This window comes from Pseudomonas sp. RA_15y_Pfl1_P11 (assembly GCF_963970975.1).
GTDB classification, from domain to species: Bacteria; Pseudomonadota; Gammaproteobacteria; order Pseudomonadales; family Pseudomonadaceae; genus Aquipseudomonas; species Aquipseudomonas tritici.
The window spans coordinates 26060-38371 of record NZ_CAXAOY010000006.1 but is presented as its reverse complement, the minus strand read 5'-3'; the positions used below and the strand labels follow the sequence as shown (position 1 = coordinate 38371).

The following is a 12312-nucleotide window of genomic DNA, read 5'->3' as shown; positions in this document are numbered from 1 at the left end:
GCATCAGTCTTTGATCGATAGGAACCCCGCGGGCGAGATCGTCCTATCACTCGCTTCTTTTGAAGGCGTCACGAAACTGACACAACTTGAAATCTTTCGTCTAGCTCTTTTCCAGCGTTAAAAATCAGCCTGCCTTCAACCCAACTAAGTTCAGTGCCGTGTTTATTGGACAGCCTTGGTTTTGTCCGACAAAAAACAGCGCGCAGTTATTTAAATATTAAATATCGCTAACGCCGCACACGTTGAGCGACGCTGTTAATTAAAGGATCCACTATATTGCCAGGGTGTCATTGGCAACATTAAACAGCCATTACTTGTATTAATAACGTCGCGTGTCCCCTATTGCCGGGACATACTCCACCCCGTCTTGCGTAGTACTGCCAGCAATGTATCGCCACTCAGGCCAGGCACCAGGACGCCGTCATCAGTCACCATGTCCTCGCCTGCCAGGATCGCATTGATGATCGCCTCTGCCGCCGCGCTGAACAGCGGCGAAATATGGTCATTGTTGACCCTGTGCAGCGTGCTGCTGAACGGCAGGCCTTTGCGCCCGTAATCCGCCCCTGGTAAATCCCGGTTACCCTTGGAAAACGCCAGGAACAGGTCACCGCTGGAATCCTCGGTGCCGCCGCCGGTACGCGCGATGCCGATGGACGCGCGCTGCGCCAGTCGCTGCCATTGGTGCGGCAACAGCGGCGAAGCCGACCGCCACGCAGATATCGCCGTTGGCCAGGTCGGCGGTGTATTTCGAGGAGGGAAGTAGGCCACATAAGGTCGCACGTTCATCAGCAGCGCTTTGAATTGAGTGATGCTCATGGGTTTTCCCATGTGAGTGAAACGACTTAGTGCATGAAACCCTCCATGAAACCGGCCACGCCGGTGGCCAGCTTGCGGCGCCAAGGGGCGGTATTGGGGTTGGCCAGCACCTGGTCTTCATGGACGAAACTGCGAATGATCGCGTTATAGCCCAACCAGCGGCAGGGCTCGGGCTCCCAGGGTTTGAGCGCATCCAGGCCGCGTTCGCGGATCACCCAGGGTTGGTGGACCAACGGAGTGTCCCGGCCCAGGATCAGGTCTGCCAGCGTGCGGCCACCCAGGTTGGTAGCGCCGACGCCCTCCCCGCCATAACCACCGGACAGCGCGATGCCGGTCTTGGGGTCACAGAGCATGTGCGGACGAAAGTTGCGCGACATACCCAGGTTTCCGCCCCAGGAATGGGTAATCCTTACGTTCTTGAGCTGTGGGAAAAGCTCACCAAACAGATAGCGACGCAGCGCCACTTCGCTGTCGGTCAAATCAAAGTCATGCCGCAGTTTGCCGGCGAACTGATAACCGCCCCGCGCGCCGAACACCAAGCGGTTATCCGCCGTGCGCTGTCCGTAGGTGACTTGGCGGCTGCTTTCGCCAAAGGCCTGGCCATGGCGCAGGCCGATTTCGTCCCAGGTACTGGCCGGCAATGGTTCGGTGGCGACGATCAGGCTTTGCACCGGCAATTGGTAACGGCCCAGTGGCGGCAAGGTCGTGGCATAACCTTCTACCGCTGGCACCACCCAGGCAGCCCGAACAGCCGCTTTAGCGGTGCGCAGGCTGCCGGACTGCCAGTGGGTGACCGGGCTGTTTTCGTAGACCGTCACGCCCATGCTTTCAACCACCCGCGCCAGACTGCGCACCAGCTTCGCGGGGTTGATGGTCGCGACGTGAGGTGCATAGATACCGCCATAGGGCTTGGCGATGCGGATCTGTTCGGCCAGTTGTTGCGGGCTGAGCCAGCGGTAGTCGGCTTCGGTCAGGCCCTGGGCGTGGAGTTTGTCTAGATAGCGGCGCAGGCTGCCTTCCTGCTCCGGGTAACGCCCAGCGCAGTACAGGGCGCCGCCCTTGCGGTAATCGCAGTCGATACCTTCACGCGCCAGCACCTGGGCCACTTCATCCGGGATGGCGTGTGACAGGTCAAAGGAGGCACGGCGCTGTTCGGGAGCGAGGCTGGCCAACAAACGGTCCTCACCCAGCAGGTTGCCCATCAGCCAACCGCCATTGCGACCGGAGGCGCCGAACCCGGCGGTTTGCGCCTCGATGATGGCGATGTTCAGCTCGGGCGCCTGGCGTTTCAGGTAATACGCGGTCCACAACCCGGTGTAACCGGCGCCGATAATGGCCACGTTGACGTCCAGGTCATGGGCCAGCGCCGGCCGCGCTTGCAGCGGGTCGTCCAACGGGTCCATCCATAAGCTGATAGTGCGCCATGCCGGCATGCCAGGTTCCCCTACCTCGTTTCGATAGGGTGGATACTAGAGCGCGCCGTTATGGGCTGTCTTGCGTGCGTGCACGCAGGGAAATTTGTTTGACGTAGGCTTTGGGCGACTGGCCCGTGTGCTGGCGGAACGCGCTGTAGAACGCCGACAGTGAGTTGAAACCGGCGGCAAATGCCAGGTCGTCGACCTTGATCGGCGGTACGGTGTTATCCAGCGCGGCCAGCAAATGCTGGAGCCTGGCCTGGTTGACGTAGCGGTAGAAGCTCTGCCCCAGCACTTGGTTCAGCAGGTAGGAAATCTGATTGCGGCTATAGCCACACTCCTTGGAAACCCGCTGCAGGTCCAACTCCGGGTCCAGGTAGGGTTGCTTGCGCTCAAAATAGTGCTGCAGGTCATTGGCCATGTGCCCCAATTGCTGCGGCGACAGGCCCAGACGGCTGACCGAAGGCCGCGCGGCTTGGGCCGGCAGCTCATGCACCAGGGACGCGTACTCGTTGACCCGCCAGATCAACCCATCCCGCACGGTGATGGCCTCGCTGGTGCGAAACGACACCAGCCCCTGGCCGCCGCGCAGGGTGATGCGGTACTGGATGAACGCGGTGTCACCCTCGGCACGAATACGGTCGGTATGCTCAATCGCCTCGTCAGCCTCGCGGGGCATGCTGGCTTGCAGGTATTCGCGTAACTCAGCAAAACCGACGACACGGTTCTGGAAAAAATCGTGGTACTGGATGTCCGGGTGGTAGTAGGACATCACGCCCTAAAGATCCCGATGGCGCCAACACAGGTGGTGGCGCATCACCCGTTCACGTGTGACCTGTGATTGCGGGGCGTCATCGTCTGCAGCGATGTCTGGCATGGCAGGCTCGGCGGCGGGTAAACCGTGGAGAGTGCCGAATTTCGCGGGGGCCTTCAATGGTCAATTGGAACGTCTGACTAGTGGCCTTTCGCCTACTTTCAAGTAGGACATGACACACATCAAACTAATGGAAAACAACTGCCGAACGGGGCCAAAAAAGTCACCTTGTGGTTGCGAACGAATGCTATTTTTAATGCTTCGACGCCATGACCAGTGAAGGTCCTGGCCCCCTTGCCGCGAGCTAAAGGAAGCGCTCAATGAACACGGTAGGCAACATGAACAAAGTGACGTTCCCCAACGCCTGCCAGCTGATGCGCTGGCATTTTCATCCGATGGGTTTCGAGGGCAGCATGGACGCGCCCGGCAGCATGATCGTCCGCCTGTTCGACCGCACCAGCGGCGAGACGCTGATTGCCATCGCCGGCATCCCCTGTGCAACGGTGATGAATGCGGCGGATGTGGAGCGGATTATTGAAGCGGTGGAGGATGAGCTGGAGTCGTTTGTGCCGCCGCAGTCATTGCGGGCCTAAGGCACATTGGGTCCTGTGTGTCTTTAGTTGCGTTGATCGTCAAAAAACGCTTTCTTGCCATCCACCCGCTCCGATGCCTTAGGCATATTCACCGCCTTTCCTTCGGGCTTTTCCACATACCAATAGCAGTGGCTCACAGCCCGGGTAATGCCCACGTAGGCCAAGCGCAGCACCTCATCTTTTTGCGCATTGTCATACGGCTCGCTATCACCCTCCTTACCCAGGCCCGCCATGCGGTACACCTGGTTCTTGTAAGGCGAGCTCGTGACATGCTGGCAATCCCCAAGCAGAAATACCACATCAGCCTGCAAGCCTTTGGCACTGTGATAGGTCAGTTGCTTCAACCTGCGCATCGACGGCGGCAAGCTAGAATCCACATTAACTACAGGCTGAATATACTCTTGAATCAAGAGCTTATCGCTGCTTTTTCGATACAACATCAACACTGAATCACCCTTCTGGTAGTGCTCCAGCAACAGCCGCCCCAATGCCGCGTCGTCCCGTTCCAGCACCTTGACCGGCTGCAACGCCTTGGGCGCGCCACTGGCCTTGGCCTTCTTGCCGGGGATCGCCGGCGCGGCACGCACAATATGCTCGGCCGCGTCGATGATGTGTTGATGACTGCGGTAGTTCTCGCCCAGCATCACGCGGGTGGTGGCCGGTGAAGGGAATTCGTTGTTGAACGCCATAAAGTATTTGGGCGAACTCCCGCGCCAACCGTAGATTGACTGCCAGTCGTCCCCCACGCACAGCAGCGATGATCGCTGGGCGCCGCGCCCGACGTGCATGGCCGGGCCACGGCTGCGGATCTCGCGCAGGCTGGCGCGGATCCACGAGACAATTTGCGGCGAAACGTCCTGGAACTCATCGATCATTAAATGCGACAGGGGCCGCAACAGCGTGTCGCTGAGCAGCTTGAGGTTTTCCGGCGTATTTTCGCCAAACAGCGAGAACATGCGGTTGTAGGTCATGATCGGTGGCGACTGGTCCAGCAGGTGATCTTCCAGGGCTTTCCAGAAGATGCTCAGGGCTTCGAAGAAAAAGCGGTCCGGGTCATCCTTGGCGAAGCTCATCTTCCCAACCGCAGTCGGTACGTCCAGGCCCAGGTTCTCGATGAACCCGGCAGCCATCACGAAACTGTCCAGCAACGGCGCCGAAGCCAATTCGCCTTTAACCTTGTAATCAAAGCCTGGCCCGGCATTGGCATCACCGGCGAAGCTGCATAAAAGCCGCTTTGATGATTCATAACTATCGAGCCATATCAGAGGCTTACGGCAGAAAGCTTGAAACAGTGTGCGCTTAACGGCCCATTCTGCGCGCAGTGACAACTTTGCGTTGGGCCGGCTGAGCTGGGCGTTTTCCCGTGAATCAAAGCCCAGTACCACCCAAGCGTCTAGCTCGCGGATATAGCCATGGCAGTGAAATTGCGCACCATTGATTTCCACAGTCTGCCGATTGGGCTCAATGCCTTTGATCGGCCAGGCGCCCGCACGGAACCACAGGTCCTCGATCGCATCGCAGAGTTCTTCATCGCGCTTGGCCGCCAACTCGGTCACGGCCATGCGCTTTTGCACATCCGGATGATCCCGTTCCAACTCTTTGAGCTGCAGCCCGTGGCGCGCGAGCGGCGCAATCAGCTCACGAAAACGCGCGTGCTGCCCATGCAGCCGGTGATAGCAGGCATTCATCTGCTGGCGCTGGGCTTCGTTGATACGCAGGTCGAAGGGGTTGCTGTCAGCGTCTTCAACGCCCGAGTTCAGGTTCTCGAACGCTTGCAGGCGCTCAAAGCCCGGCAAGCTGCGCACCATCGGCAGGATGCGCGAGTGAAAGGTGCGCACCACGGCTTGAGCTTCTTTAATAACAAGGGGTTGGCCCCACAGACTAAAAACTTCCATGAGCTTGTTGATGAAGTCTTTGCGCGACTCACGGGTGAAGGTCACCACCGTCATTGAGCTCAGCTCGAAGCCCAGGTAATGGGTGAGCAGCAAAATACGCAGTACCAAGGAGGTTGATTTGCCGGCACCGGCACCGGCAATCACCGAGGTAGACGGTGTATCGCTGAAAATCATCTTCCATTGCGCCGCGCTGGGCTGGGCGTGAGCCGGCAACAATCGCGCAACATCAGCTTTGATGCGCTTTTTCAACTCGGCGGTGAGCGGCAGGTGCCAGTCATCAAACAGACTGTCATCAACTCCCGGCGCACGGTGCTCGTCCGGGCGGAAGTCGCGAATCAGCAGCACTTGCCGACCTTCCTCGAGGCCATCAGCCTTGCCCTCGCGATAGCCATATTCCACACCCGCTTCATGTCCGCTGCGAAAACCGTCGGCCTGACCGTGCAGCCATGAAAACCGGTGCTGGGCGCGCAAGCGAGTCAGACCATGGCCAAACAGGCGCGCGGCCAGGCGCTTCAACCAAGGCATTTCAGCCAGGGGACGCAGTTCGGGGGGCAAATCAGGCGGTTGTTGCGACACGCGGACTCCTGCGGTGAACAAGGTGTTTACATAAGGCCCCATGGTCGCCGGAATCGACGCTCAGTTCCAGCCAATTGCTTTGCAGTCATGCAGTTAGGCGATGAACTGAAAGTCAAAACGCCACTAAGCAATCAAGTAAATCGATAGGAATCAGGCATTTTTTACGCTTTTTATCGATCATGAGCTGCAGGATCATAAGCGCATCCACAGGAGACGATCATGCTTGAACTTCGACCTTTCACTTCCTTGGGCGGCGCCCACCACGGCTGGCTCGACGCTCATCACCACTTTTCATTTGCCGAGTACCACGACCCCAACCGCATGCACTGGGGCAACCTGCGGGTGTGGAACGACGACATCATCGCGCCGGGGACCGGGTTCCCGCAGCACCCACACCGCGATATGGAAATCATTACCTATGTGCGTGAAGGTGCGATCAGCCATGCCGACAACCTCGGCAACAAAGGCCGCACCGAAGCGGGTGATGTACAGGTCATGAGTGCAGGCACCGGGATCGCTCACAGCGAGTACAACCTGGAAGATACGCCGACCAAGATTTTCCAGATCTGGATTATCCCGAATGAAGCCGGATTGCCGCCTTCCTGGGGAGCCAAGCCGTTTCCGAAAGGTGATCGCGAAGGATTTGTAACGCTGGCCAGTGGCAAGGCAGGTGATAGCGAAAGCCTGCGTATTCGGGCGGATGCGCGGCTCGTTGCGGCGAATCTGAAGGCTGGGGAAAGTGCTGAATACCGGTTGGACAGCGGTCGACGCGCTTATCTGGTGCCTGCGACCGGAGTGATTGAGGTCAATGGCTTGCGTGCGCACGCTCGTGACGGCATTGCGGTAGAGGATGAGCAGGTGTTACGTGTTGTCGCCATCGAAGACAGTGAAATTGTCTTGGTCGACCTGGCCTGACGCTGTCCCAATGTGGGAGCGGGCCTGCTCGCTCCCACATTGGGTTTTGTAAGTGTTACTCGGAGATGGCGCCGTCTACCAATACCTGCGCTTCTTCCACCAACTGTTTGAGGTGATCTTCGCCAATGAAGCTCTCGGCGTAGATCTTGTAAATGTCCTCAGTCCCCGATGGCCGTGCAGCAAACCAGCCGTTTTCGGTCATCACCTTCAAGCCGCCGATCGCGTGGTTGTTACCCGGTGCGTGGCTAAGGATCTGCTGAATGTGTTCCCCGGCCAATTCAGTCGACATCACTTGGTCCGGTGACAGCTTGCCGAGCAAGGCTTTCTGCGCCGGCGTGGCCTTGGCATCCACACGAATCGCAAACGGCTCGCCCAGGGCGTCGGTCAGGCCGCGGTAGATCTGGCTTGGGTCCTGGCCTTTGCGCGAGGTCATCTCCGCGGCCAGCAGCGCCGGGATCAAACCGTCCTTGTCAGTGCTCCATACGCTGCCATCCTTGCGCAGGAACGAAGCGCCAGCGCTTTCTTCGCCGCCAAAGCCCAACGAACCGTCGAACAGTCCATCAGCAAACCACTTGAAGCCGACCGGCACTTCGTACAGGCGACGGCCAATACGTGCAGCCACGCGATCAATCAGGCCGCTGCTGACCACGGTCTTGCCCACGGCTGCGTCAGCGCGCCAGTCAGGACGGTTCTGGAACAGGTAATCGATGGACACTGCCAGGTAATTGTTCGGTGCCAACAGGCCACCGGACGGCGTGACGATGCCGTGGCGGTCGTGGTCCGGGTCGCAGGCGAAGGCCACATCAAAGCGATCCTTGAGACCGATCAGACCTTGCATCGCGTAGCTGGAGGACGGGTCCATGCGGATCTGACCGTCCCAGTCGACGCTCATGAAGCGGAAAGTCGAGTCGACTTCAGTGTTCACCACGTCCAGGTTCAGGCGGTAGTGCTCGGCAATGGCCGACCAGTAGCGCACCCCTGCTCCGCCCAGCGGGTCCACACCCAGGCGCAGATCGGCGCTGCGGATGGCGTCCATGTCGATCACATTGACCAGGTCAGCCACATAGCTGTTGAGGTAGTCATGGCGATGGGTGGTGTCGGCTTTGAGCGCCTGTGCATGGGTGATGCGCTTGACCCCGGCCAGTTTGTTGGCCAACAGTTCATTGGCCTTGGCTTCGATCCACTTGGTGACGTGCGTATCAGCCGGACCGCCGTTGGGCGGGTTGTACTTATAGCCGCCGCTCTGCGGCGGATTGTGCGACGGCGTGATGACGATGCCGTCGGCCAGGCCGCTGGTGCGGCCACGGTTGTAGCAGATGATCGCGTGGGAGATTGCTGGGGTCGGCGTGTACTCATCGCCTTCGGCCAGCATCACGTGCACGCCATTGGCAGCCAGCACTTCCAGCGCGCTGGCACCGGCGGGCGTCGACAGCGCGTGGGTGTCGAGGCCGACAAACAATGGGCCGTTGATACCCTGGGCTTCACGATAGAGGCAGATGGCTTGGCTGATGGCGAGCACATGCCATTCGTTGAAGCTCAATTCGAATGAGCTGCCCCGGTGCCCGGAGGTTCCGAAAGCCACACGTTGGGTGGAGATTGCTGCATCAGGCTGGCCGGTGTAGTAGGCCGTCACCAGTCGCGGGATATCCACCAGCAACTGGGCTGGCGCCGGCTTGCCCGCAAAAGGACTGATTGTCATGCATAAACCTCGGAAAGAAGGATTTGGAAAAAATGGCAGTTTACTGAGACTTGGACTGCTGCGCGACGCTATCGATCCTACAACAGTAAGAGAAACTTCACGCAATCAACCGTTCTGTGCCTGCTGCAGTGCTTCGCTTATAGCAGCCAGGGCGATATCCAGGTCGGGTTGCCCGTGAAAGGCGTAGCTCAAGCGCAGGTTCTGTTGATGCAGGCCACTGACACTAAACAACTCGCCGGGCGCAATCACTACCTGCTGGGCGAGCAGGCGCTGGAACACCTGGCGCATATCCACAGGCTTTGTGGAGCCCAACCAAAACGTCGCCCCGGCAGTTGGCGCGCGGTAGGCCACTTGGTCCCCCAGATGCTGCTCCAGGCGATGACGCATTTCCTCTGCCTGCTGGCGCAACTGCAGGTGCAGTGTGCGCAGGTGCTGGTCGATGCGACCGCTTTGATAAAGACGGGCAATCGCGCGCTGGCGAATCGACGACAACCGAAAGGAACGCAGCAGGAACTGTCGCTGCAATTCACTGCTCATGCGCCGAGACAGCAGATAACCATAAGGGGCTTCCGACCCAAGGACTTTCTCGAAAGAGGAAAACACCATCAGTCGCTCGGGGTTCACCAGTTCGCGCAAGGCTGCCTGCGGTTCTGTAAACCCCAATTCGCCATAGGTGTCGTTTTCCAACAGCCAGCAACCGTACTGATCGAGCATTTGCGCAACGGCCAGGCGGTCCTGGGTCGGCATAGCCACACCTGCCGGCAGGCTGACTGCCGAAGACAGCAACACCAGGTGCACCGGCTCATCGCACAACAATTGGTCAAGAGTCACCAGGTCCAGACGCCCCTGCAGCGTCCAGGGCAACTCGATAATACGTACCCCGGCATCCTGGAGAAGGCGCAAGACCAGCCAGTCGCAGGGTGATTCCACAATTACCGTCGTCCCCCTCAGGCCCAAGACTTCGACGAGGATGTCCAGTACACCGCGCAGGTCGGCACCGATGTAGACGTCATCGGCATGCCAACAACGAGTGGGCGAAGAGGTATAACGCGCCGCCAGCGCTGCGCGCAGTTCCCAGACACCGCAGGGCTGGGCCCAGGGTTGCAGATGTTGCGGGTATTGGCGTACCAACTCCCGCTCTAGGCGCAACAGGTTGCTATCCAGCGACACCAGCAACGCAGGTTCATCGCCACTGAGCACCACCATGCCCGGGCGGCGCGCCGCTGCGTAAAGCCGATCGAGCAGGTCGCCAGCGACCCACGCCAGCGGGTTTGCCGACATAGGCCAGGCGTAATAGCCCGACTTGGCCACCGAATAGACCCTGCCCTCCTTCTCAAGCAGCGAGTAGGCGTACTGGACGGTCGAGATCGACACGTTCAGGCGCCCCGCCAATTGCCGCAGGGACGGCAGCTTTACCCGCGCGTCGGTACTGATGTCGTTAATCAGGTTGATCATGTAGCGGTAAACCGCCTGATACGCGAAATCCGCCCGCCGTTCGCCGCGCAGTATCATTGCCCGGACAATTGACAGGCCTGCGCGCTGTCATAGGCCGTGGCACCCGCGCTGCGCAATTTGCCGCCCGCGTTGACCAACGGACGTTTGCGATAGAGGTGCTGCAGCAAGGGCATTGGCAAGCCGCTGGTGTCGGTGACCCATTGCTGCAACATCTCAGCGCACGGCTTGCCCTGCAGGACCTTGTGCAGCTCGGGCAAAGCAACCAGCATGCCGGGATGGCACTGGCGCAAATAGCCTTCCAAGCGTTCGCCATGATGGATAAACGGCGAAAACAGCAGGCAAATCAATTGAGTCTCGTCCAGGCCGAAGAACTGCTGGGCGTGAGTGCTCGACTGGCTGCGCCCTTCACGCGTCCCCGCCTGCGTGAGTAACGCGTCGGGCATGTTCATGCGACTCAAGAAGTGTGCTGCCTGTTGGATAAAGCTTTGCACCCCTTCTTCATAGCTCATATCTCGCAAGCATTGAGCCTGCAACCCACGCAGATGGGCCATCAGCAGCGGGATGGAATAGCTTGGATGGCTGAAATGAAACCCCAGCGGATCAGGGGCAAAGGCCATGAAGTCGGTGAGCATGGGCGAGGATGGGAGGTCTACGTTGTCCAGCAAATCGGCAATGCCGATGTAGGACAGGTTCCGGTGGCCGGTCTTGCTGGGGTTGTCACTGGCGACATAATGCTCCCCGTATGCATCACGGTAATAACCGGTACTCCATTCGTCCATACGTGCGAACAGCCCGGTCAGCGACGACGGCCAGGCCTCAGGCATGGCTATGCCAGAGCCCACTGCCGTGTTCTTGAGCCATGCAAGAAACTGTCTCTGCTTGCGCGGGGAGTCTGCGCTGACCAGTGCGTGCACCCCGCCATTCCAAGCGGTAACGCGCTGGTAAAAATCCCCCAATGCCAGGTAGGTGTCACTGCACACCGTAGCGCGGCAATCACCGGAACTCAGATGGCCGACAATCAACCTGTTGCGTTGGCTGCTTTCTCGCCCAACGACAGAGGCGGGTCGCAGGTGGTTGAAGAGCAATACTTCCTGGTTATCCACCATCAGTAACTCAACCCTTGGATCATCGTGCAGAAACAGGCGGCCATAGCCTTGATCGAGGCTGTCGAGCCTGCCCTCGGTCATGCCCGCATGCCGCAATGTCGCCACCCTCAAGTGAAAGGTACGCGGGGCGCGGCCAGCGATGGTCAACTGCGCGGCACGCAACAACGCCAAGGTGTAGCTGCTCACTTCGCCACCACCATGCGCCACCAGCACCTTGTAACCGCCCACTTGCTCCATGCCGCCGGCTGCCACGACGATTCGCTGGACCAGCAATTGGAGTGCCGTGCGTTCTGCGCGAGTAAAGTGCCCGATCAACCGCTGCAGAACTTGTTGGTAAACATAGTTCATAGCTTGTTCGTGAATAGTGCTCATCGTTTTACTACCTGAGTTGAAATATTAGTTTCAAGCAACTGCTGACAGTGTTTGCTCGACCGATTGCGTCTGTAGGAAATTCGCGCACAGCTTTGTACGCCGATGACTAGACACTAGCACCGTGCAACACAACGACACGAGTATCCGAGGGCAAAGCCCAAGACCTGCAAGCGCGTAAACCTCTGGATCTATTGGGCCAAAACAAATCCGATCACAGTCCTAGGAACTTTCCGACAGGCTCTTACACGCCGTTAACCGACTATTAAAGGAACTGTCCGACACGCGCGCCAACCAACTTCCCCACTCATGGGCACGAAACTTTTCATGAGTGCACCTATTTCCCTCAAGCCATGTGAACGCCGCGACATTAGTTTCAGGCGCTCGCAACCGTAGTGTCAGATATTCAATCATTGCTCAGTCCTTGAGATGAAAGTGAAGACGCAATTATCAGTGCTGGAATAATGATTAATAGATACAGAACCCTGGCGAAAACCAGTGCAGATGAGCAACCGCCAGCCCAAACTCACGCGCACACAAAGACGCCGCACTGGAATTCAGGGCGGCGTCAGCGAAAAAGTCAGGATTCAGGGGTTAAAGTGCCAGCAGGCACCTGAAGGGGGGATACAGTTTAAGCCCTGTCAAATGGCGCATTTGCC

9 protein-coding genes and 1 pseudogene are annotated in these 12312 nt (G+C 58.7%); 2 read left to right on the top strand and 8 right to left on the bottom strand.

Going from position 1 to position 12312, the window contains the following annotated elements; translation table 11 throughout:
- Positions 1 to 339 precede the first annotated feature (339 nt).
- From AACY44_RS09250 to AACY44_RS09235, 4 genes and pseudogenes are all read right to left on the bottom strand, one after another.
- Positions 340 to 690, bottom strand: a complete 351-nt coding sequence (locus tag AACY44_RS09250; RefSeq protein WP_370467913.1) for a P1 family peptidase — start codon at positions 688 to 690, stop codon at positions 340 to 342.
- Between the two features lie 4 nt (positions 691 to 694).
- Positions 695 to 798 (bottom strand): annotated as a pseudogene (locus AACY44_RS09245) (spermidine/putrescine ABC transporter substrate-binding protein PotF); the annotation flags it as partial.
- Positions 799 to 842: 44 nt separating this feature from the next.
- A complete protein-coding gene (locus AACY44_RS09240; protein WP_339437249.1) occupies positions 843 to 2249 on the bottom strand; it encodes an NAD(P)/FAD-dependent oxidoreductase in 1407 nt (468 codons plus the stop codon).
- A gap of 49 nt (positions 2250 to 2298) precedes the next feature.
- Positions 2299 to 3003: a helix-turn-helix transcriptional regulator gene (locus AACY44_RS09235; protein WP_370467914.1), complete on the bottom strand. Its 705-nt coding sequence runs from the start codon at positions 3001 to 3003 to the stop codon at positions 2299 to 2301.
- 362 nt (positions 3004 to 3365) lie between these two features.
- Between AACY44_RS09235 and AACY44_RS09230 the strand changes: the two genes are divergently transcribed.
- Positions 3366 to 3638, top strand: coding sequence for a DUF1652 domain-containing protein (locus AACY44_RS09230; RefSeq protein ID WP_339420174.1), 273 nt, complete (start codon positions 3366 to 3368; stop codon positions 3636 to 3638).
- 23 nt (positions 3639 to 3661) lie between these two features.
- Here AACY44_RS09230 and AACY44_RS09225 read toward each other — a convergent pair whose 3' ends face one another.
- The gene (locus AACY44_RS09225) at positions 3662 to 6109 is read right to left on the bottom strand and encodes a UvrD-helicase domain-containing protein (protein WP_339437250.1); all 2448 of its coding nucleotides are present in this window, start codon (positions 6107 to 6109) and stop codon (positions 3662 to 3664) included.
- A gap of 219 nt (positions 6110 to 6328) precedes the next feature.
- Between AACY44_RS09225 and AACY44_RS09220 the strand changes: the two genes are divergently transcribed.
- Complete coding sequence (locus AACY44_RS09220; protein WP_339420170.1) at positions 6329 to 7024, top strand: pirin family protein; 696 nt, start codon at positions 6329 to 6331, stop codon at positions 7022 to 7024.
- Positions 7025 to 7079: 55 nt separating this feature from the next.
- On the opposite strand, the gene pgm is transcribed toward AACY44_RS09220, so the two are convergent.
- From pgm to AACY44_RS09205, 3 genes are all read right to left on the bottom strand, one after another.
- Complete coding sequence (pgm, locus tag AACY44_RS09215; protein ID WP_339437251.1) at positions 7080 to 8723, bottom strand: phosphoglucomutase (alpha-D-glucose-1,6-bisphosphate-dependent); 1644 nt, start codon at positions 8721 to 8723, stop codon at positions 7080 to 7082.
- Between the two features lie 105 nt (positions 8724 to 8828).
- Positions 8829 to 10235, bottom strand: coding sequence for an aminotransferase-like domain-containing protein (locus AACY44_RS09210; RefSeq protein ID WP_339420166.1), 1407 nt, complete (start codon positions 10233 to 10235; stop codon positions 8829 to 8831).
- The gene (locus AACY44_RS09205) at positions 10232 to 11656 is read right to left on the bottom strand and encodes a hypothetical protein (protein WP_339530103.1); all 1425 of its coding nucleotides are present in this window, start codon (positions 11654 to 11656) and stop codon (positions 10232 to 10234) included. The genes AACY44_RS09210 and AACY44_RS09205 overlap by 4 nt, the downstream gene beginning before the upstream one ends.
- Positions 11657 to 12312 lie beyond the last annotated feature (656 nt).

Coding starts and splice junctions, on each gene's coding strand:
- AACY44_RS09205 (WP_339530103.1), bottom strand. CDS start 11,656: ATGAGCACTATTCACGAACAAGCTATGAACTATGTTTACCAACAAGTT.
- AACY44_RS09210 (WP_339420166.1), bottom strand. CDS start 10,235: ATGATACTGCGCGGCGAACGGCGGGCGGATTTCGCGTATCAGGCGGTT.
- pgm (WP_339437251.1), bottom strand. CDS start 8,723: ATGACAATCAGTCCTTTTGCGGGCAAGCCGGCGCCAGCCCAGTTGCTG.
- AACY44_RS09230 (WP_339420174.1), top strand. CDS start 3,366: ATGAACACGGTAGGCAACATGAACAAAGTGACGTTCCCCAACGCCTGC.
- AACY44_RS09240 (WP_339437249.1), bottom strand. CDS start 2,249: ATGCCGGCATGGCGCACTATCAGCTTATGGATGGACCCGTTGGACGAC.
- AACY44_RS09235 (WP_370467914.1), bottom strand. CDS start 3,003: ATGTCCTACTACCACCCGGACATCCAGTACCACGATTTTTTCCAGAAC.
- AACY44_RS09220 (WP_339420170.1), top strand. CDS start 6,329: ATGCTTGAACTTCGACCTTTCACTTCCTTGGGCGGCGCCCACCACGGC.